General features: G+C 70.0%; 19 protein-coding genes. 3 read left to right on the top strand and 16 right to left on the bottom strand.

What is annotated here, in order from left to right; genetic code table 11:
• The first annotated feature begins 84 nt into the window (after nt 1-84).
• Entirely contained in the window at nt 85-891 is an 807-nt protein-coding gene (locus tag AC3WQM_RS21755; RefSeq protein ID WP_492681601.1) for a hypothetical protein, read from the top strand.
• Between the two features lie 19 nt (nt 892-910).
• Here the strand turns inward: AC3WQM_RS21755 and AC3WQM_RS21750 are convergent, their stop codons facing one another.
• The 7 genes from AC3WQM_RS21750 to AC3WQM_RS21720 form a co-directional block, all read right to left on the bottom strand.
• Nucleotides 911-2,224, bottom strand: coding sequence for a CynX/NimT family MFS transporter (locus AC3WQM_RS21750; protein WP_492681886.1), 1,314 nt, complete (start codon nt 2,222-2,224; stop codon nt 911-913).
• A gap of 5 nt (nt 2,225-2,229) precedes the next feature.
• Entirely contained in the window at nt 2,230-2,910 is a 681-nt protein-coding gene (locus tag AC3WQM_RS21745; protein WP_489057900.1) for a FadR/GntR family transcriptional regulator, read from the bottom strand.
• Between the two features lie 121 nt (nt 2,911-3,031).
• Nucleotides 3,032-4,480: a TPM domain-containing protein gene (locus tag AC3WQM_RS21740; RefSeq protein ID WP_492681600.1), complete on the bottom strand. Its 1,449-nt coding sequence runs from the start codon at nt 4,478-4,480 to the stop codon at nt 3,032-3,034.
• Nucleotides 4,477-6,705 (bottom strand): penicillin-binding protein 1C, encoded by a 2,229-nt coding sequence (pbpC, locus tag AC3WQM_RS21735; protein WP_492681598.1) that lies wholly within the window; start codon nt 6,703-6,705, stop codon nt 4,477-4,479. Before pbpC ends, AC3WQM_RS21740 begins: the two co-directional genes overlap by 4 nt.
• Before the next feature lie 73 nt (nt 6,706-6,778).
• The gene (locus AC3WQM_RS21730; protein WP_492681596.1) at nt 6,779-9,172 is read right to left on the bottom strand and encodes an ATP-binding cassette domain-containing protein; all 2,394 of its coding nucleotides are present in this window, start codon (nt 9,170-9,172) and stop codon (nt 6,779-6,781) included.
• Nucleotides 9,173-9,258: 86 nt separating this feature from the next.
• Nucleotides 9,259-9,669, bottom strand: a complete 411-nt coding sequence (locus AC3WQM_RS21725) for a VOC family protein (protein WP_492681595.1) — start codon at nt 9,667-9,669, stop codon at nt 9,259-9,261.
• A 31-nt stretch (nt 9,670-9,700) separates the two neighbouring features.
• A complete protein-coding gene (locus AC3WQM_RS21720) occupies nt 9,701-10,147 on the bottom strand; it encodes a helix-turn-helix transcriptional regulator (protein WP_492681593.1) in 447 nt (148 codons plus the stop codon).
• Between the two features lie 183 nt (nt 10,148-10,330).
• Here AC3WQM_RS21720 and AC3WQM_RS21715 point away from each other — a divergent pair, with 183 nt between their 5' ends.
• The gene (locus AC3WQM_RS21715; protein WP_062474353.1) at nt 10,331-10,537 is read left to right on the top strand and encodes a hypothetical protein; all 207 of its coding nucleotides are present in this window, start codon (nt 10,331-10,333) and stop codon (nt 10,535-10,537) included.
• Nucleotides 10,538-10,624: 87 nt separating this feature from the next.
• On the opposite strand, the gene AC3WQM_RS21710 is transcribed toward AC3WQM_RS21715, so the two are convergent.
• From AC3WQM_RS21710 to AC3WQM_RS21685, 6 genes are all read right to left on the bottom strand, one after another.
• Complete coding sequence (locus AC3WQM_RS21710; protein WP_139702390.1) at nt 10,625-11,251, bottom strand: LysE family translocator; 627 nt, start codon at nt 11,249-11,251, stop codon at nt 10,625-10,627.
• Between the two features lie 66 nt (nt 11,252-11,317).
• A complete protein-coding gene (locus tag AC3WQM_RS21705) occupies nt 11,318-11,608 on the bottom strand; it encodes a DUF2277 domain-containing protein (RefSeq protein ID WP_159275593.1) in 291 nt (96 codons plus the stop codon).
• Between the two features lie 89 nt (nt 11,609-11,697).
• Nucleotides 11,698-12,135 carry a hypothetical protein gene (locus AC3WQM_RS21700; protein WP_307694858.1) on the bottom strand — a complete coding sequence of 146 codons (438 nt, stop codon included), beginning with the start codon at nt 12,133-12,135 and terminating at the stop codon, nt 11,698-11,700.
• A 176-nt stretch (nt 12,136-12,311) separates the two neighbouring features.
• Nucleotides 12,312-12,677, bottom strand: a complete 366-nt coding sequence (locus AC3WQM_RS21695) for a SnoaL-like domain-containing protein (protein ID WP_492681591.1) — start codon at nt 12,675-12,677, stop codon at nt 12,312-12,314.
• 75 nt (nt 12,678-12,752) lie between these two features.
• Complete coding sequence (locus tag AC3WQM_RS21690; RefSeq protein ID WP_492681589.1) at nt 12,753-13,100, bottom strand: NIPSNAP family protein; 348 nt, start codon at nt 13,098-13,100, stop codon at nt 12,753-12,755.
• Nucleotides 13,101-13,240: 140 nt separating this feature from the next.
• Nucleotides 13,241-13,699, bottom strand: a complete 459-nt coding sequence (locus AC3WQM_RS21685; protein ID WP_492681587.1) for a VOC family protein — start codon at nt 13,697-13,699, stop codon at nt 13,241-13,243.
• Nucleotides 13,700-13,754: 55 nt separating this feature from the next.
• Here AC3WQM_RS21685 and AC3WQM_RS21680 point away from each other — a divergent pair, with 55 nt between their 5' ends.
• Nucleotides 13,755-14,447 carry a TetR/AcrR family transcriptional regulator gene (locus AC3WQM_RS21680; RefSeq protein ID WP_492681585.1) on the top strand — a complete coding sequence of 231 codons (693 nt, stop codon included), beginning with the start codon at nt 13,755-13,757 and terminating at the stop codon, nt 14,445-14,447.
• 8 nt (nt 14,448-14,455) lie between these two features.
• Here the strand turns inward: AC3WQM_RS21680 and AC3WQM_RS21675 are convergent, their stop codons facing one another.
• From AC3WQM_RS21675 to AC3WQM_RS21665, 3 genes are all read right to left on the bottom strand, one after another.
• Nucleotides 14,456-14,968 carry a phosphatase domain-containing putative toxin gene (locus AC3WQM_RS21675; RefSeq protein ID WP_492681583.1) on the bottom strand — a complete coding sequence of 171 codons (513 nt, stop codon included), beginning with the start codon at nt 14,966-14,968 and terminating at the stop codon, nt 14,456-14,458.
• Nucleotides 14,969-15,009: 41 nt separating this feature from the next.
• Complete coding sequence (locus AC3WQM_RS21670; RefSeq protein ID WP_492681581.1) at nt 15,010-15,654, bottom strand: putative DNA-mimic protein; 645 nt, start codon at nt 15,652-15,654, stop codon at nt 15,010-15,012.
• Between the two features lie 87 nt (nt 15,655-15,741).
• The gene (locus tag AC3WQM_RS21665; RefSeq protein ID WP_492681579.1) at nt 15,742-21,729 is read right to left on the bottom strand and encodes an alpha-2-macroglobulin family protein; all 5,988 of its coding nucleotides are present in this window, start codon (nt 21,727-21,729) and stop codon (nt 15,742-15,744) included.
• Nucleotides 21,730-21,898: the final 169 nt, after the last annotated feature.

The following is a 21,898-nucleotide window of genomic DNA, read 5'->3' as shown; positions in this document are numbered from 1 at the left end:
TCGCCCGGTCGGGCCGGGGCGCGGCCGGAGAAACCCCGATGACCCCTCTGCCAGGGCTTCCCGCGATGGCTACCATTGCGCCCCATGAAAAAGCTGCCTCTTGCCGGGATCGTCGGTCTTCTCGCGGCGCTGCCGGCCGGCCCCCTGCTCGCCGCGCCCGCGGCGCAGGTCTTCGTGGCCGTCAAGGCGCCCGAGGCCATCGACGCCATGTGGCGCGCCCACCTGTGCGCCTTGCTGCCCCAGCCCTGCGATGCGCAGGCGCTGAAGCTGCACCGCCCGCGCGACGGCGGCGCGCCCGACGGCTACCTGCTCACCTCGGAAAAGCCCCTGGCCATGGCGCGTCTGAAGCGCGATGCTGGCGCCGACACCTGGCAGCTCGCGCAGCTGCACGATTTCTCGACCTACGTGGCCTCGCAGCAGCGCGACCGCCCCAGCGACCACCCCGAGTTGCACCTGGCCCTCGCGCCGGTGCTCTACCCGCTGGCGGAAGGCCGTTGGGCCGTGGCCGTGACCCAGCGCGAATCGGAAAGCTATTCGGGCGGCGGCGCGTCCTATGTGACGGCCGACTTCGTGCCGCTGGACACGCCGCCCGGGCAGCGCGCCAAGGCCGCGCGCGAGGGCGTCCCGTACTGGTGCTCGCGGTCGATCCGCGCCTGCTTCAGCGAGAAGGAATACAAGACCTCGAAGCACTGCCACGACGAAAGCCGCGGCAGCCTGCGCATCGCCTACGATGCGCCGGCGAAGGCCGGCGGTCCCTATGCGTGGCGCTACACCTGGCTGCAGAGCGAGTGGCCGGCGCACACGGGGCCGGCCGGCAACAAGCGCACCAGCGTCGACTTCACGGACGACAGCGCGCAGAAGCCGACCGCCTGCGACGGCGGGCTGCAGTAGGCAGGCAGCAGACAGCGGCTCAGTGGCGCGGCACCGTCACCGCGCCCACGTGCAGCGTGCGCCCTGCGCCCAGCCCCGCCATGACCAGCACCACGCCCAGGCCGACGAACAGCCAGGCCGAGGCGCGGAAGCTGCCGGTCCAGCCGTGCAGCAGCCCGGCCAGCAGCGGCCCGAAGGCCGCCACCATGTAGCCCACGCCCTGCGCCATGCCCGACAGGTGCGCGGCAATGTGCGAATCGGGCGAGCGCAGCACGATCATCGTGAGCGCCAGCGCGAAGGTGCCGCCCTGCGAAATGCCCAGCACCACGGCCCAGGTCCACATGCCGCCGGGGGCGTCCAGCGGCGCGAACAGCATGGCCAGCATGGCCGCCACCGTCATCGCCGACAGCACCACCGCCAGCGCGCGCTGGTTGCGCAGCTTCACGGCCAGCGCCGGCACCACGAGGCAGGTCACGACCTGCGTCATGACCGACAGCGACACCACGTAGCCGGCCATTTCGCCGCTGAGCCCGCGCTCGCGCAGGATCGGCGCCAGCCAGCCCATCACGATGTACGCCAGGGCCGACTGCAGCCCCATGAAGAAGGTCACCTGCCAGGCCAGCCGGTCGCGCCACAGGCCGCGCACGGTGAAGCCCGACTCGCTGGCCACCGGCTTGAGCGGCAGCGCCTGCGGTGCCCAGATGAACGTGACCAGCGCGGCCGGCACGGCCCACATGGCGAGCGCCAGCGTCCAGCCGCCGCCCAGCGCGTGCTCCAGCGGCACCGTCAGGCCCGCGGCGCTGGCGGCGCCGCCGCACACGGCCATGGTGTACAGGCCCATCATCAGCGCGGCCTGCTTGGCGAAGTCGCGCTTCACCAGGCCCGAGAGCAGCACGTTCGACACCGCGATGCCGCTGCCCGCGATGGCCGAGGCCAGGAACAGCAGCGGGATGTTGCCGGTGCCGCGCAGCAGCGTGCCCACGCCGATCAGCACCATGCAGCCCAGCAGCGTGCGCTCGGTGCCGAAGCGGCGCCCGAGCCAGGGCGCCATCGGCGCGAACACGCCCAGGCAGACGATCGGCAGCGTGGTCAGCAGGCTGGCCGCGGTGGCCGACAGGCCGGTGGCGCGGATGATTTCCGGCAGCACCACCGACAGGCTGGCGAACACCGGCCGCAGGTTGAAGGCGATGAGCACCACCGTCAGGCCCAGCAGCAGCCGGCGGCCCCGGCTGGGGGTGGGCGTGGGGCGCGGCGCGGGCAGGCTGTCGACTTCGGCGTCGATCAGCAGTTCTTCGGCGCCCGATGGGCCCGCCTGGGTGCGCGCAGCGGTGGCGGCACCCGTGGGCAAGGTCATGGCGCTCATGCGGTGCCCAGTGCGAGCGCGTTGAGCGTCGGCGCCATCAGCTCGCGCACGGCGGCGGCGGCGCGCTCGGGGTCGCGGCTGGCGATGCCTTCGACGATGGCGCGGTGCGCCGCCTCGTCGGGCTCGGGCAGGCTGGCGCTCAGCGTGCTGGCGATGGTTTCCTTGATGTAGCCGGTGATGAAGCGGCAGGTCTCGACCAGCGCCAGGTTGCCCGACACGTCGACGATGGCCAGGTGGAAGGCCAGGTCGCGCTCGATGAAGGCCGCGCCGTTGTCGGCCATGTCGGGCTGGCCGCGCTTGTCGAGCAGGGCGTGCAACCGGCGCAGGTCTTTCGCGGTGTGGCGCACGGCGGCGAGCCGGGCGGCCTCGACCTCGAGCGCGCGGCGCACCTCGAACTGGTCGCGCAGGCTGGCCAGGCGCAGCTTCTGCAGGCTGGCCGAGGGGTCGAAGCCCGATCGCACGTAGGTGCCCGAACCCTGCTGCACCTCGAGCAGGCCGCGCGAGACCAGCGTCTTCACCGCTTCGCGCACCGTGCCGCGGCTCACGCCCAGCAGTTGCGCCAGCTGGGGCTCGATGGGAATGCGAGAACCGATGGGCCAGCGGCCCGAGGCGATCTCGGTGCGGATGCTGTTCGCGGCGGCGTCGGCCAGGGAGGTGCGAGGAGGTTGGACGAGCATGGGATCAGGCCGGCTTATTCATTGAATGATTGGATGAATTTAACCATTGTTAAAAAGACGCGGTCAACGGGAGGGGCATGAGCGGCTCGCCGGGAGGGCCGGCCGCCCGCTTTCGCCCGCTCTACCAGCTGCCCGAGGCGCCGCCGCCGCTGCTCGAACCGCCGCTGTCCGAGGAGGAGGATGAAGAGGAGGACGAGGACGACGAACTGCTGCTGCTCCAGCCGCTGTCGTCGTCGTCGCCGCTGCCCGACTCCATGACGCCGGGCGGCAGGAAGCCGATCAGCATCGAGAAGAACGCCGCCAGCGCGATGGGAATCCACGAGGTGTCCGGCACCGGGCCGGGCGAGGTGATGTGGAACACGTAGCCGCAGATGCCCGCCACGATGACCAGCCGGATGAGGAAGCTGACCATGCTGCGCTGGAAGGTGTTGACCATGCAGCGCACGATGACCACCGCGAACAGCGTCACGCCGCCGATGCACAGCGCCCACAGGAAGCCCCACCAGAAGCGGTCGGCGCCGACCGTCCACGCGATGGCGACCAGCGACGCGATCACGAGCACGAAGCCGCCCATGAAGATGGCTGCCGTGCGCGACATGCCGCAGAGAAAGCCCAGGCCGTAGCCGAAGATCGCCGGCATCGCCAGCACCAGCGCGATGGCCGGGTTCAGCAGCGCCGCGCCCGCCGCCAGCGGGCCGGCCCCGAGCAGGCCGAGCACCAGGCGCAGGTCGCGCGGGGCAGGGCGCGCACGCGCCGGTGCGGGCTCGATCGCCGCCAGCGCGTCGGCCCAGGGTTCGGGGCGCGTGCTGCCTTTGCGCTTGCCCTTGCGTTTTTTCTCCTCGGCGCGCCGCGAGGCCGAGCTGCCGCGCGGCGCGTCGCGCGGGACGCCCCGGCCGTGCCAGATGCCCAGGCCCAGGCCCCACAGCACCACGCCCATCAGGCCCCAGCCCTCGGGCGTGACGTGGCCGCCGCGCGTCAGGCTGGTGACTTTCTCGTCGTCGGGCGCGGGGGCGCGGTCCACGACGATCTGCTGCGACTCGGGCGCGATGACGCCCACCTCGCCGTCGAGCAGCCGCGCGAGCGCGCCCACGGCGGCCTGTACGCCGCCGGCGAAGTCGCCCTCGCGAAAACGCGGCGCCATCTCGCGGTCGATGATGCGGGCCGCCTGGATGTCGGTCACCGTGCCTTCGAGCCCGGTGCCGACCTCGATGCGCATGCGCCGGTCCTTCTGCGCCACGAGCAGCAGGATGCCGTCGTCGGCGTCGCTGCGGCCCAGCCGCCATTTGGCGAAGACGCGCGTGGCGTAGGCCTCGATGGTGTCTTCGCCCGTGGTCGGCACGATGAGCACGGCGAGCTGGGCCTGGGTGCGGCTCTGGATGTCGGCGATCTGCGCGCGCAGCGCCTCGGCCTCGCCGGGCGGCAGCGCCTGCGCGAGGTCGACCACGCGCGAACTCATCGGCGGCACCGGCACGGGCTTGGCCTGCGCGGCACGCGGGCCGGCGAGGCCCAGCACGAGCAGCAAGGCGAGGCACAGCGACAGCCAGCGGGGCATCGGCAACGGCGCGCTCATCGGCGCGAGCCCTTCGCCGCGACCACGCCCGCACCACGCACTTCCACCCGGCGCTGGTCGACCACCTTGCCGCTGGCGTCCACCAGCTCGATCAGGTGCCGCCCCGGCCATGGCAGCCACTGCGCGCTGTTGCCGCGCGCGTGGAACTTGCCGTCGATACGCCACTGCACGCCGCGCCCTTCGGCTTCGAAGCGCACGCGCTGGCGCTGCGGCGGAATGTCGGGGTCGAGCGCGAGGATCGTGCCGTCGGACGGCGCCGTGATGCGCGCCGAGGCGGCGTCGCTCGCCATGCCGGTGTCGAGCGCGAACAGCGGCTGCTCGGTGCCCTGCAAGAACCATTCGCTGCGCGCCGCTTCGAGCGGGCTGCCGTCGGCGCCGGGGCCGAAGCTCACGCGCGCCTCGACCAGCCCGGCGGGCGGCGCGGGCGCGCGGCTGGGTTCGCGCGCGTGCAGGAAGCGCATCACCTCGGCCCACACGGGCGCGGCGCCGCTGGTGCCGCTCACGTCCCACATCGACGCGCCGCTGGCGTTGCCGACCCACACGCCGACCGTGTAGCGCTGCGACCAGCCCACGGCCCAGTTGTCGCGCATGTCCTTGCTGGTGCCGGTCTTCACGGCGGTCCAGAAGCGGGTCGAGAGGATGCTGTCCAGCCCGAAGGTGCGCGTGCGCGCGTTCGGGTCCGAAAGGATGTCGCTGACGATGAAGGCGGCGCGCGGGTCGAGCTGTGGCGCAGCTTCTGCAGGCTTCGTCTTGTTGGCCGGGGCAGGGCGTGGCGTGAGCGTGGTCGCCCCGAAGCGTCCGCCGTTGGCCATCATGCGGTAGGCATTGGCCAGCGACAGCAGCGACACCTCGGCGCTGCCCAGCGCCAGGCTGTAGCCGTAGTAGTCGCCGCTCTCGCGCAACGGCAGGCCGGCGGCGCGCAGCTCGCGCGCAAAGGCCTCGGGCGACACCATCACCAGCGTGCGCACGGCCGGCACGTTGAGCGAGGCGGCCAGCGCGGTGCGCGCCGACACCGGGCCCTTGAAGCGGCGGTCGTAGTTCTGCGGAATGTAGAGGCCGCTCGCGGTGCTGATCTGCGCCGACGAGTCCTCGATCAGCGAGGCCGCCGTGATGCGCTTCTCGGCGAGGGCCTGCGCGTACAGCAGCGGCTTGAGCGTGGAGCCGGGCTGGCGCAGCGCGGTCACACCGTCCACCTCGGCGGCCTGGCTCAGCGGGCCCGAGGAGCCGACCCAGGCCAGCACCTCGCCGCTCGTGTTGTCGAGCACCACGAGCGCGCCGTCTTCGACGTGGCGCCCGCGCAGCTCGCGCAGGTGGCGCTGCAGGCTGTCGAGCGCGTAGCGCTGCAGCGGCGCGCGCAGCGTGGTGCGGACGCTGGCGGGGGCGGTGGCCTTTTCATCCGCGGCATCACGCAGCTCGCGCAGCACCCGCCGCGCGGCATGCGGCGCGATGCCTTCGTTGGGTTCGAACGCGCGCCGCTGCACCACCGCGCTGGTGAACATGTCGAGCGCTTCGCAGTCGGCCTTCGCGCCGGGCTCCATCACGCGCAGCACCTCGCAGGCGCGCTGCGCCACCAGCGCGGGGCGGGCGTTGGGCGCGCGCACCAGCGCGGCGGCCACGGCGGCCTCGCGCGCGTCGAGCCCGCTCGGGGCCTTGCTGAAGAGCGTGCGCGAGAGCGCGTCGATGCCGACGATCTCGCCGCGGAAGGGCACCGTGTTCAGGTAGGCCTCGAGGATCTGGTCCTTGCGCCAGCGGCGCTCCAGCTGCGTGGCGGCCACGGTCTGGCCGATCTTCTGCGTGAAGCTGCGCCCGCCCGCCGCGCGGCGCAGGTCGTCGTCGAGCAGGCCCGCCAGCTGCATGGTGATGGTCGAGGCGCCGCGCGTGCGCGTGTTCCACAGGTTGCCCCAGGCGGCGGCCGAGGCGGCGCGCCAGTCGACACCGCTGTGTTCGTAGAAGCGCTTGTCCTCGCTCAGCAGCATGGCCGCGCGCAGCGCGGGCGACACGTCGGCCAGCGCGGTCCACTGGCCGCGCCGCACCGTGGGGTCGGTGCGCACGCGCTGCAGCAGCTCGCCCTGGCGGTCGAGCACGGCGGTTTCGGAGGAGCGGAAGTCGCGCTTCACTTCTTCGAAGCTGGCCAGCGCCCAGGCCGAGGGTGCGGCGGCTGCCGTCAGCAGGACCACGGCCAGAGTGCGCCGGGCGGTGGAAGAAAACGAGAACGCAAGAGGCATCGCAGCAGACGGGGCCGCGGGGCGGCAGGCAAAGCGGAGACGGCCCATTCTCCGCCATGCCTTCCGGGACGCGTCAGGTGCCCACGTACGCAGCGAGATGCTGTCCTGTGAGCGTGGCGCGTTGGGCGACCAGGTCGGCCGGCGTGCCCTCGAAGACCACGCGCCCGCCGTCATGGCCTGCGCCGGGGCCCAGGTCGATGATCCAGTCGGCATGCGCCATCACCGCCTGGTGGTGCTCGATGACGATGACCGACTTGCCCGCATCCACCAGCCGGTCGAGCAGGGCCAGCAGCTGCGCCACGTCGGCCAGGTGCAGGCCGGTGGTCGGCTCGTCGAGCACGTACACGCCGTCTTTCTCGGCCATGTGCGTGGCCAGCTTGAGCCGCTGGCGCTCGCCGCCCGACAGCGTGGTGAGCGGCTGGCCCAGGCTCAGGTAGCCCAGGCCCACGTCGGCCAGGCGCTCCAGGATGGCGTGCGCGGCCGGCGTGCGCGCCGGGCCTTCGCCGAAGAAGGCCGCGGCCTCGGTCACCGGCATCGCGAGCACCTCGCTGATGTCGCGTCCGCCGAAGCGGTGTTCGAGCACCGAGGCGTGGAAGCGCTTGCCCTCGCACTCTTCGCAAATGGTGGCCACGCCGGCCATCATCGCCAGGTCGGTGTAGATCACGCCCGCGCCGTTGCAGGTGGGGCAGGCGCCCTCGGAGTTGGCGCTGAACAGGGCAGGCTTCACGCCGTTGGCCTTGGCGAAGGCGTTGCGGATCGGGTCGAGCAGGCCGGTGTAGGTGGCCGGGTTGCTGCGCCGCGAGCCGCGGATGGCGCCCTGGTCGACCGCCACCACGCCCGCGCCGGCCGGGATCGAGCCGTGCACCAGCGAGCTCTTGCCCGAGCCCGCCACGCCGGTCACGACCACCAGCACGCCCAGCGGAATGTCGACATCGACATTGCGCAGGTTGTGCGCCTTGGCACCGCGGATCGGCAGCGCGCCGGTGGGCTGGCGCAGCTTCTTCTTGAGCGCGGCCCGGTCGTCCAGGTGCCGGCCCGTGAGCGTGCCGCTGGTGCGCAGCGCTGCCACGCTGCCCTCGAAGCAGACCGTGCCGCCCGCCGATCCCGCGCCGGGGCCGAGGTCGACGACGTGGTCGGCGATGGCGATGGCCTCGGGCTTGTGCTCCACCACCAGCACCGTGTTGCCCTTGTCGCGCAGCCGCAGCAGCAGCTCGTTCATGCGCTGGATGTCGTGCGGGTGCAGGCCGATGGTCGGTTCGTCGAAGACGTAGGTCACGTCGGTGAGCGAGGAGCCCAGGTGGCGGATCATCTTCACGCGCTGCGCCTCGCCGCCCGAGAGCGTGCCCGAGGGGCGGTCGAGGCTGAGGTAGCCGAGGCCGATCTCGACGAAGGAGTCGAGCGTGTGCGCCAGCTTGGCCAGCAGCGGCGCCACCGAAGGCTCGTTCAGGCCGCCGACCCACGCGGCGAGGTCGCTGATCTGCATCGCGCAGGCCTCGGCGATGTTGAGCTTCTTGATGCGCGACGAACGCGCCGCTTCGCTCAGCCGCGTGCCTTCGCACTCGGGGCAGGTGGTGAAGGTCACGGCGCGTTCGACGAAGGCGCGGATGTGCGGCTGCATCGCCTCGACGTCCTTGGCCAGGAACGACTTCTGCACCTGCGGAATGAGGCCCTGGTAGGTGAGGTTGATGCCGTCGATCTTGATCTTGGTCGGCTCCTTGTGGAGCAGGGCGTCGAGCTCCTTCTTGGTGAACTTGCGGATCGGCTTGTCGGGGTCGAAGAAGCCGCAGCCGTTGAAGATGCGCCCGTACCAGCCTTCCATGCTGAAGCCCGGGATGGTGAGCGCGCCTTCGTTGAGCGACTTGCTGTCGTCGTAGAAGGCGCTCAGGTCGAAGTCGGTGACCGCGCCCCGCCCCTCGCAGCGCGGGCACATGCCGCCGGTGCGGCTGAAGGTCTGCTTCACCGTCTTGCTGGCGCCGCGCTCCACCGTGATGGCGCCGGTGGCCTTCACCGAAGGCACGTTGAAGGCGAAGGCGCTGGGCGAGCCGATGTGCGGCTTGCCCAGGCGGCTGAAGAGAATGCGCAGCATCGCGTTGGCGTCGGTCGCGGTGCCGACGGTGGAGCGCGGGTCGCCGCCCATGCGCTCCTGGTCCACGATGATCGCGGTGGTCAGGCCGTCGAGCACGTCGACCTCGGGCCGCGCCAGCGTCGGCATGAAGCCCTGCACGAAGGCGCTGTAGGTCTCGTTGATGAGCCGCTGCGACTCGGCCGCGATGGTGCCGAACACCAGCGAACTCTTGCCCGAGCCCGAGACGCCCGTGAACACCGTGAGCCGCCGCTTGGGCAGCTCGACGCTGATGTCCTTCAGGTTGTTCACGCGCGCACCCTGCACGCGGATGAGGTCGTGGTGGTCGGCGGCGTGCCTGTTCTGCGTGCTTTTCGCGTCCTTCTTCGGGGCCTTGCTGCTCATCGGGTCTTTCTCTGGAAGGGACACGGGGCCGCCACGGCGGCGGCGCCCGTGCAGGAGGTCAGGGGGCTGCGGCGCCGGAGGCCGGCTCAGCGCGTCTGCTGGATGCGGATCAGGTTGCCCGCCGGGTCGCGCACCGCGCAGTCGCGCACGCCGTAGGGCTGGTCGGTGGGCTCCTGCACGATCTCGGTGTTGCGGCCCTGCAGCCGCTCGAAAGTGCCCTCGAGGTCGGGCGTGGCCAGCAGCAGCGAGGCGAAAGTGCCCTTGGCCATCATCTCGGCGATGGTGCGGCGCTCGTCGTCGGTGAGCCCGGGCGTGGCGGCCGGCGGGTACAGCACGATGGAGGTGGCGGGCTGGCCGGCCGGGCCGACCGTGATCCAGTGCATGCCGCCATAGGCGACGTCGTTGCGCACCTCGAAGCCCAGGGTGTCGCGGTAGAAGGCCAGCGAGGCCTGCGGGTCGGTGTGCGGGAGAAAGCTCGAGTGGATGCTGAGATTCATGATGGCGAGGGTCCGTGGTTGTGTCGGGCCGTCATGCTAGGTGCGAGGCGGGGTTTCGCGCTTCTCGATTCCTGATCGGGCGCGTCACTTGTTTGGCCACGCACGCCGGCATGCCCGCCGTCGCCTGCGCCGCCTCGCGCCGGTAGACGCCGGGCGACACGCCCACCAGCTCGGTGAAGCGCGTGGTGAAGGTGCCCAGCGAGGCGCAGCCGACCTCGAAGCAGACCTCGGTCACGCTCAGGTCGCCGCGGCGCAGCAGCGCCATCGCGCGCTCGATGCGCCGCGTCATCAGGTAGGCGTAGGGCGACTCGCCATAGGCCAGGCGGAACTGGCGGCTGAGGTGCCCGGCCGACATGTTCGCGTCGCGCGCGAGCGCTTCCACGTCCAGCGGCTGCGCGTGCTCGCGGTCGATGCGGTCGCGCACGCGGCGCAGCCGTGCGAGGTCGGGCAGAGAGGGCTGGGGCTGCGTGGTGGTCATCGGCGGGATCGTGCCACGTCGCTACGGCGTGCTCAAGCGCAGGCAAAGGTTCCACATCCGGTAACGAACTTCACACAAGCGCCCGCATCTGGACACCCGATGCGCACGCGGCGGGGCTTCAATACGGTACGGGCTCGCAGCAGGCGCGCCCGACCGTACAGCCCCACCCAAGGAGAACTCCGCATGACGAAAACACTCGCGCTTCTGCTGGCCGCCTCGGCCATCCTGGCTGGTTGCGTGGTCGCCCCCTACGACCGGGGCCCGCCCCCGCGCGGCCACGGCTACGACCGCGACCGCGACGGCGTACCCAACCGCTACGACCGTGACCGCGACAACGACGGCGTGCCCAATCGCTACGACCGCCGGCCGAACAACCCCTACCGCTACTGACACCGGGGCCGAGGGCCCTCAAAGAAAAAGACCGCGAGGCGCGCAGCCCCGCGGTCTTTTTTCTTTCTTGTGCGTGTGTGGATGTGATCAGGCGGCGCGGCGCGCCATCAGCGCCCACAGGCCGGCCGCGCTCAGCAGCGAGCCGCCCGCCAGGTGGAAGCGCCGCTGCGCGCGCGGCGAGGCGAGCAGCCGACCGGCCGAGCTGGCGAACACCGCGTAGAGCGTGGCATTGAGCGTGGCCAGCGCCACGAAGGTCAGCGCCAGCACCCACATCTGATGCGACACGTCGGCGCCCGGGCGGATGAACTGCGGCAGGAAGGCCACGAAGAACACGATGCCCTTGGGGTTCAACGCCGTCACCAGGTAGGTGTTGGCGAACAGGCGCCAGCGCGAGGCGGGCGCGGCCGGCGCGGCGGTCTCGGTGGACGAGATGCCCGCGCGCAGCAGCTTGATGCCCAGGTACAGCAGGTACAGGCCACCGACCCACTTCACCACCGTGAACCAGAAGGCCGAGGTGGCCAGCAGCGCGCCCAGGCCCAGCAGCGACACCACCAGCGCGGTCGAATCGCCCAGCGCCACGGCGGCCACCAGCGGCACGTTGGCGCGGCGGCCGTGCGACATCGAATAGCTGATCACCGTGAGGATGGTCGGCCCCGGAATGATCAGCAGCAGCGCGGATGCGGCGACGAAGGCGAGCCAGAGTTCGATGGGCATGGGGATGGATGCTCCTGGTGGTGTGGGAAGGGCGGTGCGCCGTTCAGCGCGGGAAGGAAGTTTTTTTCATGCGTCCGAGGTCGAAGCAGGTGCGCCGAAACGCAGCGCAGACCGCGCCTTGGCACGCTCGGCCTCGATGGCCCGGTCGCGCGGCTCGGCCGTGGTGACCAGCGAGTCGATCAGCCGCGCGGCCGTGGCGGCCACCTCGTCCACGGCGCGCTCGAACGCTTGCTCGTTGGCGCGCGAGGGCACGCTGAAGCCGCTGAGCTTGCGCACGAACTGCAGGGCGGCGGCGCGGATTTCCTGCTCGGTGGCCGGGGGCTCGAAGTTGTAGAGGGTCTTGATGCTGCGGCACATGGCGAATGCTCCGGTCGGGCGCGGCGCAGAGGCCGCGCGGCCAGTCTAGCGAAATCGCGTTTTCTTGCGCAGCACCCGCCGGGCAAAGGCTACTTCAGGCTCAGGACACCCAGCCCCAGCCCGATCACCCCCAGCACGAAGCTCACGAGGCTGAGCTGCAGCGGGATGCGGTAGGCGGGATCGGGGTGGTCCCAGTGCGCGCGCAGCACCTCCAGCGCGGTGGCCCGGCGGATCTCCATCGCGCAGCCGTGAAAGCCCTGCATGTTGATGCTGCTCTTGGGAATCTGCAGCGCGAGCCGGGTCTCGTAGTCGATCTCGATGCCGTCTTCGGGAAAGCCCGGGTCGCGGCCGATGCCCCGGATCATGCGGCAACAGCGCTTGCCGGCGTTCGTCTTCAGCACCACCCAGGCGTTGCGCCCGCCCAGCGGTGCCAGCCGCTGGTTGTGCACGCGGATCAGCGAGAAAGCCTCGTAGTCCGCCGGGTTGGTGAACGAGCGTTGTTGCGTGACGTGCAGTCCTGTGACCATGATTTCCTCCCTCTGTGAATGAACGCCGGTGCGCCCGCCGGAGAGCCCGTGCAGGCGTCGGTTTCGACGTTAATTCAGAAGCCGGGAGGCGCCCATCGGCGTTGCCATGGAGAGAACGATTCAATCGTCAACAATGGTGAAGCAGACGGGCGATCCGGTCGCGCGCCTGACTGGGCTCAGTCGCCGGCGTAGAAGAACTCTTCGCGCACGATCTTGCCGTCCTTGACGGTGTACAGCGCCATCTCTTCCATCGTGAAGCGCTGGCCCGTGGGCTTCACGGTCACGTCGAAGCGAAAGCCGACGATGAAGCGGTCGTCGTGCGGCCAGGGGCCGGCCACCTGGAACGAATGCACCTCGTGGTTGGCCACCCACCATTCGCCCTTGGCGCGGATCGCCGACAGGCCCACCGATTCGCGCGACTGGCCGGGCGGCGCGCTGGCCTCGACGCTGACGGCCTCGGGCGCGTAGAGCGCCTGGGCGTCGTCGTTTTTCCCTGCTTTGCACAGCGCCACGAGCTTGGCGGCGATTTCCTGGGTGTTCATGCGTTTCTCCAGTGAGTTGGGGGGATGACGGGAGGCGCAGTGTAGGCCCGCGCACCGCGCGGCGTCGACAGGCGTTTAACCCACTGGCCCGTTGAGCGCGCGCAGGCTGTCGACACCCTCCGGCGAGAGCCACAGCAGCGTGTTCAGGTAGGTCTCGATGCGGTCGATCAGCGCGCTGCGCGGGCCCTCGCGCCATTCGGTGGAGCCGTAGAACGCCGCCTGTTCGGCCTCCAGCGCCTCGCGGCTCGCGTAGGCGCGCACGAGGTGGTAGCTCTCTTCCTCGTGGTCCGACCGGCCGTAGCCGACCACGTCCATGCCCTTGCTGCGCAGCATGGGCACCGCGCGCTCATGCATCGCGCGGTGGAAGTCGTCGAGGGTGCCGGGCTTGAGGCGGTAGGTGCGGATTTCGAGCAGGCGCTTCATGGGAATGGACGGCAGGGTTCATGCAGGAACGCGCGGTGCGTCGACGTCGTGCAGTCGCGCGCTGAAGTCGTACTTGTAGCTGCAGTCGCCGGCATAGGCCAGCGCGATCTTCACAGCGTCCGCGACCACCCGCGTGCCGCCTACCCCTGCATGGCGGTGTTCCAGCGGCGTTGCATCTCCTGCGGGCTGACTTCTTCGAGGCGCGAGGCCACATGCCAGCGGTGCCCGAACGGGTCGAGCAGCATGCCCGACCTGTCGCCGAAGAACTCGTCCTTGGCGGCGCGCATGACCGTGGCACCGGCTTCCTCGGCCAGGGCCAGCGTGGCATCGACGTCCGCGACGTACAGGTGGATCGACACCGGCGTGCCGCCCACGCGCGCCGGGCCCAGCGCGCCGAAGTCGGGGTACTCGTCGGCCAGCAGCAGCTTGGCATCGCCGATGCGCAGTTCGGCATGCCCGACCTTGCCGCCGGGCTCCGTGAGCCGGAACAGCTCTTCGGCGCCGAACACGCGGCGGTAGAAATCGATCGCGCCGGATGCGTCGGCAACAATGAGGTAGGGCGCCAGGCACTGCGCCGGAACGGGAAGAAAAGTACGCATGGGCAGGGTGTCCTTGTGGGTCTAGAATTTAATTACGTTACGCATCGTTCCATAAATGAAACCTGTTGTCAAAGAGACGCCGGAAGTTGCCGCGCCTGCGGCCGCCCGCGGTCGGCCGCGCAACCTGCAATTGCGCCAGGCCGTGCTCGACGCGGCACGCGAACTGCTGTCGCAGGTCGGGCCGTCGGGCGTGACGATGGAGGCGGTGGCGGCGAAGGCGGGCGTCGGCAAGCCGACGGTCTACCGGTGGTGGCCGAACCGGCACGCGGTGACCATGGATGCGCTGATGGCCTCGACCGCGCCGGAAAAAAAGAAGCCGCCGCGCGCCGCGACTTCCGCGCTGCATGCGCTGTCGCAGCAGCTGGACACAGTGGTGCGCACGCTGTCGTCGCACATGGGGCGCAACATCACGACCATCATCGCGGCCGCGGACCCCGACACCGAGTTGTCGAAGGCCTTTCGCAATCACTTCATCCTGTCGCGCCGCGACGAAGGGCGGGTGCTGTTGCAGCAAGCGGCCGAGGCGGGTGAGATCCGGCCGGATGCCGACCTCGAGATCGTGCTCGACCAGATTTACGGGCCGTTGTTCTTCAGGCTGCTGATGGGGCACGCGCCGCTCGACGCGGGCTTTGTCGAAGGGCTGATCGGCAGCCTGCTTGTCGGGCTTGGCACGAGCCCCGCGAGCGGCAAGCGCAAGCCCGCGGCGCCTGGCGCCGCCACGCGTGCGTCACGGAGCAAGGCGGCCTGAGTCGGAGTTCACGGGGGCGGCGGACGGCGGGTGCCGAAGACGTACTGCGCGACCCATTCCGCCTGTTCCGATGTATCGGGCATGTCGACGCCCCGAGAGCGGCTCAGCAGGCGGAAGATGTTCTGGCCCGGAACGCCGAGCCCGTGCAGCAGGCTGCCCGCGATGAGGCCCGTGCGACCGATGCCTGCGCGGCAGTGGATGGCGATGGCCTTTCCGCTCGCCAGTTCGGCGCCCAGTTCGGCAATGAAGGCCACCGCGTCCCGCTGCGATGCCGGTAGACCTCGGTCCGGAATCGGGAAATGCCGGAACACGATGCCATGTTCGGCGCAGAGCGCAGGCTCTTCCTGCAGCTCGAGCGCCCTGATTTCCTGCGCCTCGAGCAAGGAGACTACGATGTCCAGCGAGGCACGCTGCCAGGCCGCCACCTCCTCGCGCAGCTGGTCGCCGCCGCGCGGGCGTGCCATCAGGCCCAGCCGATGCGGCTGTATGTCGCGGACCCAGTGGATGGTGGTCTCGAACATGGTCTGCGGACCTTACAGCCGATCGATCAGCCGCATCGCCCTCAGGTGAAAACAATCGCCGTCTTGTGCGCAATGCTCAAGCGAGCCGATTCGTACAGCAGCAGCCACGATTCGATTTCCCGGTAGAGGCCTTCGTCCTCTCCCATGCTGTCGGCGATCCGCGCCGCTTCCTCGTCCGACAGCTCGCCATCCGAAAGCGTGATGCCGAGGGCAGGGGCGACCAGCACCAGTTCCTCGAGCAGGCGGTACGACGAGCCGAGCATGCCGCCGGGCAGGTCGGTCTCGTCTTCCCCGGCAAAGATCACGTCCTCGAAGTCGACCGGCAGGTAGAAGCCTTCCGCGTCGGAGTGGCACAGCAGGTGGCTTTCGAACATGTGGGCCACGTCTTCGAGCGTCTCGTCTTCCGTGGGGTCGGTGTCTTCCGGCAGCGGTGTGGCCATCCAGCCGGGCGTCGTCACGCGGTGCGCGTAGGCGCGGCGCAGGTAGTGGATGAACGAGTAGGGCAGCCCGTCGAGCGGTGCGCGGGATTCGAGCGGCGGCAAGGTGCGAGGCTCGACGTGCGGCGGCAGGCCGGCTTCGGCGAGCTTGCGGTTCGCGGCGGCGAAATCTGCCTCGAAGTGTTCGACGCTCTCGGGATCGTTCTCGATCAGGTCGGCGAGGATGCCGACGCAAATGGCCAGGCCCATGGGGTTCTCCAGGTGGTGGGTTCGCCGCGATGGTGACGAGGACCGGTGAAGGCGGGATGACGGCCCGCCTTCACCGTTGCTGCCCCTTTACTTCGCCGCCTCCACTTTCACCCGCGCATTCGGCGTCTCGCCGAACATCTCGGGTGCGTACATCGCTTCCACGCGGCTGGGCGGCAGCGCGAAGTCGCCGACGTTGTTCAGGCGCACGGTGTACTCCAGCTTCATCACGCCCTTGGCCATGTACGCGTAGTAGCTGCGGAAGGCCTCGAAGCTGCGTTCCTCGAACGCCGGCAAGGAACCGCTCCTCTTCTCGCCCTGTGCGGCGATCTCCGAGTCGCGGCCCAGGCCGCTGCCCAGGATGCTGGCGCCGCCCGGGATCGGGTCGCTGATCACGACCCAGGTCATGTCGGTGCTGGCGTTGACCTCGATGTTCACGCGCAGCACGTCGCCGCGCGTGTACTTGCCGGCCACGGCCTGCTCGACCGGCGTGATGGTCTTCTTGAGCGCGTAGCCCGCCGCGAACGGCGCCTTCAGCTGCACGGCGGCCAGCGACTGCAGCGTGAACCACGGCTTGCCAGTGCCTTGCTGCGTCACCAGCAGCGTGTCGCGCACGGGCGCACCCGTGGGCGATGCGGACCAGGGCAGGAACATGGTGTTGTTGCGCAGGTTGCCCGGCGAGGCGGGCGCGCCGAATAGGGTGGTCTGGTTCGGGGCGCCGGTCGGGTCGCTGGCCTTCACGCGCTCCACCTTGCTCCAGTCGACCTGCGCCTTCACCGCGCCCAGCGTGGCGGCGGTGACGCCGGCCACCGGCGTGCTCTCGAACACCTTGCTGAACTTCTCCAGCGCCAGCCCGCCCCACAGGTTGGCGGTGGTGGTGTGCCAGGCGCCGTTCTGCTGGCGGCCGATGAAGCCGTTGGCGAGCTTGCCGATGTCGTCCTTCCAGGCCGGGTCGTCCATCACCGTGAGCAGCAGGCGCGCGGTGTTGACGTCGCCGTTGGTCATGAGCCACCACCAGTAGTCGTCCTGCTCGGTGCTGAAGATGAGTTTGGTGCCCTGGTAGGACAGGCGTGCCTTCAGCACGTTGTTGGCTTCGTCCAGGCGCTGCTGGCGCTGCGGCACGTCGTTCACGCGCTTCAAGATGTTGAGCCAGTCGATCACCGCGCTGGTGGGCCACTGGTTCGGCGCGATGGTGATGCTGCCGAGCATGCTGCCCTTGGCCTTGCCGTAGCGCGAGAGCGCTTCGAGCGCGGCGAGCTTGCGCACGTCCAGGTCCTTGCGCGGGCTCCAGAAGTCGCGCGTGACGCGGCCTTCGACGAACGCGATCAGGCCCGATTCCATCGGTGCGCGCGCGTCGTCGGCGAGCGCGAAGGCCGGGTTGAGCTGTGCCGCTTCATGCGTGGCCGCGAGCAGGTACGACGTGAGGATGTCGCTGCCGCGGTTGGCTTCGCCGTCGCGCGGCGGGAAGTAGTTGGCGAGGCCGTCGCTGTCCAGGTAGGTCGGCAACGTGGCCAGCACGCCCTGCCACATCTTCGGGTCGCGCAGGCCAACCGACTTGCTGGTCTTCTGTTCGAGGCAGCTGAAGGGGTAGTTCGCGAACCAGTCGCGCACGCCCGGCAGGCCTTCGGCCAGCTTGGGTTGCAGCGACAACTTCAGGCCGCCGCGGCCGGGCAGGGCGTCGGCGGGCGGCGCCACGTCGAGCGTGAACGGTCCGTCGATCTGCACCAGCGTGGCCTGCTGCACCGTGAGCGGCACGGCGGGCACGATGCGCTGGCGCACCTTGAGTGCGTCGCGCGCGCCGCCGACCGTGTCCTTGGCCTCGATCTCCCACAGGATGGCTTCGGCGCGCGTCTGCGCGAGCTGCGCGGGCGCGGTCACGTTCCAGGCCACTTCACGCGATTCGCCGGCCGGAATGTCCACGGTCTGCGTTTCGAGCGTGAGCAGCGTGGCGCGCGGCGTGGCTTCCACCTTCATCGGCTTCTGCGTGGTGTTGCGCAAGGTGATCTGCGCGCGGAACTGGTCGTCCTCGCGCACCAGCGGCGGCAGGCCGCTGATGATCTGCAAATCCTGCGTGGCCTGGATGCTGGCCTGGCCGGTGCCGAACAGGCTGGTGCCCGCGTCGGCCACGGCCACGATCTTGAAGGTGGTGAGCGCGTCGTTCAGCGGCACCGTCACCACGGCCTGGCCGTTGGCGTCGAGCACGATCTTGGGGTTCCACACGAGCAGGGTGTCGAGCAGTTCGCGCGTCTGGCCCTTGCCGCCGCCGCCGCCCGCGGGCACGGCCTTGCGACCGTAGTGGCGCCGGCCGACGATTTCCATCTGCGCGGTGGAGGTGCTCACGCCCCAGCTGCGTCGCTGCAGCATCGCGTTGAGCAGGTTCCAGCTGTCGTTGGGCATGAGCTCCAGCAGGGCCTGGTCGACCGCGGCCAGCGCCACTTCGGCGCCGGCGGCCGGCTTGCCGTCGGGCAGCTTGGCGGTGATGGTGACCTGCGCCTTGCTGCGGATCGGGTAGCTGGACTTGTCGCTGGTGACGGTCACGTCGAGCTGGTGCGCGCGCGTGCCGACGCGGATCTCGGCCATGCCCAGGCGGTAGGCAGGCTTGCTCAGGTCGACCATGGCCGTGGGCGCGACGTATTCCTTGCCCTCGTACCAGAAGGCGGTCCACCATTCGCGCGGTGCCTTGAAGCCCCAGGTGAAGAAGCTGTACCACGGCACTTCGCGCAGTCGCCCGCGCAGCGCGAGCACGCTGATGTAGGCGTTCGGGCCCCACTCGGGCTTGACCTGCAGGCTGACCGTCGGGTCCTTGCCGTCGAGCTGCACCACGTGCGTCTCGATGATGCCTTCGCGTTCCACGGCCACCAGTGCGGTCGCAAAGCGGAACGGGCTGCGCACCTGGAATTTGGCGACTTCGCCGGGCTGGTAGCTCTTCTTTTCGGGCAGCACGTCGATGCGGTCGTTGTCTTCGCCGCCGAACCACAGTTCGCCCTGCTTGGTCACGTAGACCGAACTCACGGCGCTGGCGCTGCGGCCCTCGCTGTCGGTGGCGCTGGCCACCAGCTCGACCTCGCCGGCTTCCTTCAGCTCCGACTCGCACAGCAGCAGGCCGCGCGAGTCGCTCTTGCCGGAGCAGACGGTGCCGATGTCCTTGGTCTCGGTCTTGTTGTCGTAGGTGTAGAAGCCGCCCACCATGCGTTTGCGGCTGGTGGTGGTGATGCGCGCCACGGCGCGCACGTTGAGCGTCACGCCGGCCTGGGGCTTGCCCGTGAGGTCGAGCGCGAGTGCCTGGAACTTGAGCTTCTGGCTGGTCGAGACCCAGCCCTCGGTCTTGATGCCGGCGATGACCGACGCGGGCCACAGCGTCTGCGTGCTGCGGATGGTCTGCACCTCGCCGTTCGGGTCGGCATACGTGGCTTCGAGCAGCAGCTCGCGCGCTGCCTTCACCTTGGGCACCTTGTCGATCGTGACCTTGCCGGCACCGTCCTTGTTCAGCGTGAGCGGCAGCTTGTCGGCGATCACGCGGGTGTCGTTCACGCTGTTGAGCTCTTCCTCGCCGGCGCCCGTGTCGGCGGCGGTGGCGGCTTCGCTGCCGTCGCCCGAAGCGCGCGGCGGGTTGAAGCTGAAGGCGTCGTAGTCGGAAAAGCTCAGGCTCTTGCCGCGCACCATGGCCGACACGCGCACCGGCAGGTTGGCGGCGCCGCCGCCGGCCACGTAATTGATCTGCACATCGGTGGGCACGCTCGTGGCGGCCACCAGCGGTTTCTTCTCGGTGGGCGCGATGCGGCCTTCGAGCACCGGCAGGCGGAACTCCTCGACGCGGAACATGCCGGTCGAGAAGGTGCGGTTGATGCCTTCGTCGCTGGTGCCGTCGCCGGTGCGCAGCTCGACCTGGTACACGCCGAGCTTGGCGGCCGGCGGAATGGCCAGGCTGTTCTCGGCGCTCAGGCCGCCGGTGGCGGTCTTGCGCCAGGCCAGCGGCTGGGTGAAGCGCTGGCCGCTGCCCATGTGGGTGATGACCAGCGTGTCGGGCCGGTCTGCCGGCAGGCCGAAGCCCTTGCTGGTCTGCGTGCGCAGCAGGCTCTTCATCGACACGGTTTCACCGGCGCGCAGCAGCGTGCGGTCGAAGATGGTGTGGGCGATGCCGTCGGGACGCACGTCCAGGCTGGTGGGCACGTTGAAGCGCCAGGGTTCGATGCCGCGCTGCCAGTCGCTCCAGGTGAAGGCGAGGTCTTCCACGCCCTTGTCGTCCTTGGCGCGCGCGCTCACGAACCAGGCGCTGGTCTCGTACTCGTTCGGGCCGTTGCAGCTCGGTGCGTCGGGCGACACGCCGTTGAGCATCACGATGCCGCTGGCGTCGGTGGTGCCGGTGGCCACGGCCTTGCCGTCGCAGCTGGACACGCGCACCTCGGCGCCCGCCACCACCTTGCCCTTGTCAAGCGTGGTGACCCAGGCCATCGAGTTCTCGCGGCCCAGCTTGAAGTGCACGGCCAGGTTGGTGGCCAGCGCGGTGGTGCGCACGTACATCGTGCGGCCGGCTTTGTAGCGCTCGTCGAGCAGGGCTTCGCCGAGTTTCTGCGAGGCGATCTCGAGCACGTGGAAGCCCGGCGTCAGCGGGATGCCGATGACTTCGAAGGGGCGCGGGTCGCCGCTCTCGGCCTTGGGCATGTCCAGCGCCTTCACGCCCGGCTGGCCGCCGAGCAGCGACAGCATGCGGGTCTGCACGTGCGAGCGCTCGTTCTTGTCGATCACCGGGGGCAGGGCGCCCTTCACGTCGCGGCGTGCGTCGTCGCGGCTGACGGAGTAGCTGTCGTAGCGGCGCACCTTGCGGTACCACGCGATGATCTCGGCGTCGGTCTTGGGGTTGAGGTCGCTCACCTTGCCGGGCGTGAGCGCCTGCACCATCAGCTGCGGCTCCACGCGACGCACCGTGACCGGCATCATGGCCGGGGTGTCGGGCTCGGCCAGCCGCTCGATCACGCCGAAGGGCGAGGCCGCGAACTTGGCCAGCGGCGGCATCGCGCCGGTCGCCACCTTCAACGGAAAGCTGCCGGGCGTGCCCAGCGGGCGGCCCGAGGCGTCCTGGAAGCCGGAGGGCAGCTCGATGCTGAACTGCGCGCTCTCGGCCAGCGGCGGGCCGAAGCTCGCGCTGCTGACCACGTCGTCGTCGTTCTGCGTGCCGCCGTCGTTCTCCAGCTTGGCCTTGATCGTCTTGCCGTCGCCCTTGAGCTCGATCTGCGAGGCCACCTTGCGCGTCACGGGCGCGTTGAACTGCAGCTGCATCGGGCGCAGCGGCAGGCAGGCGGCCTGCGCGTTCTCGCGCTCGCAGCTGAACGACACCGCGAAGGGCTCGCGCACCTGGTAGTCGAAACGGCGTTCCGTGGCGTTGGCCACACCCGACGGCGTGGCCACGCCCTTGCCGTAGACGACCTGCACCTTGGTGCCCGGCGTGAGCGTGCGGTTGCACTGCATCGTGATGAAACGCAGCGGGTCCTTGGCGGCTGCTTTCTCAAGGTGGAAGGCCTTGAGCAGTCCGGTGCGGGCCTCGCCCTCGAGCAGCTTGGCCGGGATGCGTTCGCCGACGCCGTCGGCCGCGCACCAGACGTTCTGGCGCACGCTCTCGATCGTGGCCGCGCCGTTGAGCTCGAGCAGGAACATCTGCTGTTCGTCGATGCGCTCGAAGGTGCTCGGCAACTGGTTGCGCACGAACGGGCCGCCGCTATTGAATTGATAGCGCTCAGGACCGGTCAGCTCGCCGCCGCCGGCCGGCTTGAAGGTGGGAATGCGGGTGACCGAGCAGCGCACGCCGGGCGGCAGGTCGTTCTCGAAGTCGTAGACCCAGGCCTTGGCGTCGGTCCAGCGGCCGGTGCCCTTGCCGGCCTGCGCGTCGGAGCAGCTCACGGTGAGCGGCGCGGGCGCCTTGGGGTCGCCGAAGTTGACCGCCGCCTGATCGAATTTGGCGACGACCTGGCGCACGCGCGCCACTTCGCCCTGCGGGGTCAGGCTGGTGATCTGAAGTGCATGGCCCGGGCCTGCCGCGAGGGTGCCGGCGGCCAGTAGCAATGTCGGAATGAAACGGTTCACGGAATTCTCCACCTTGAGGCAGCGCGCAGCGTAGCCGATTTGCATGGCGCGCCGGGAGTGCCAAGCGTCATAGGCCGTGCGTGTTTGGCGCGCGCGTTCTGTTGACGTACGCCGGTCTTCTTACAATCGCTGACGTCGTGCGTGCGCTGCGCAGACCGCCACCAAGACC

The sequence above is a fragment of the Variovorax sp. FW301-JW7 genome, assembly GCF_058788795.1.
Note: the sequence above shows the minus strand (reverse complement) of the source record. Positions and strands in the feature narration are given on the sequence as shown.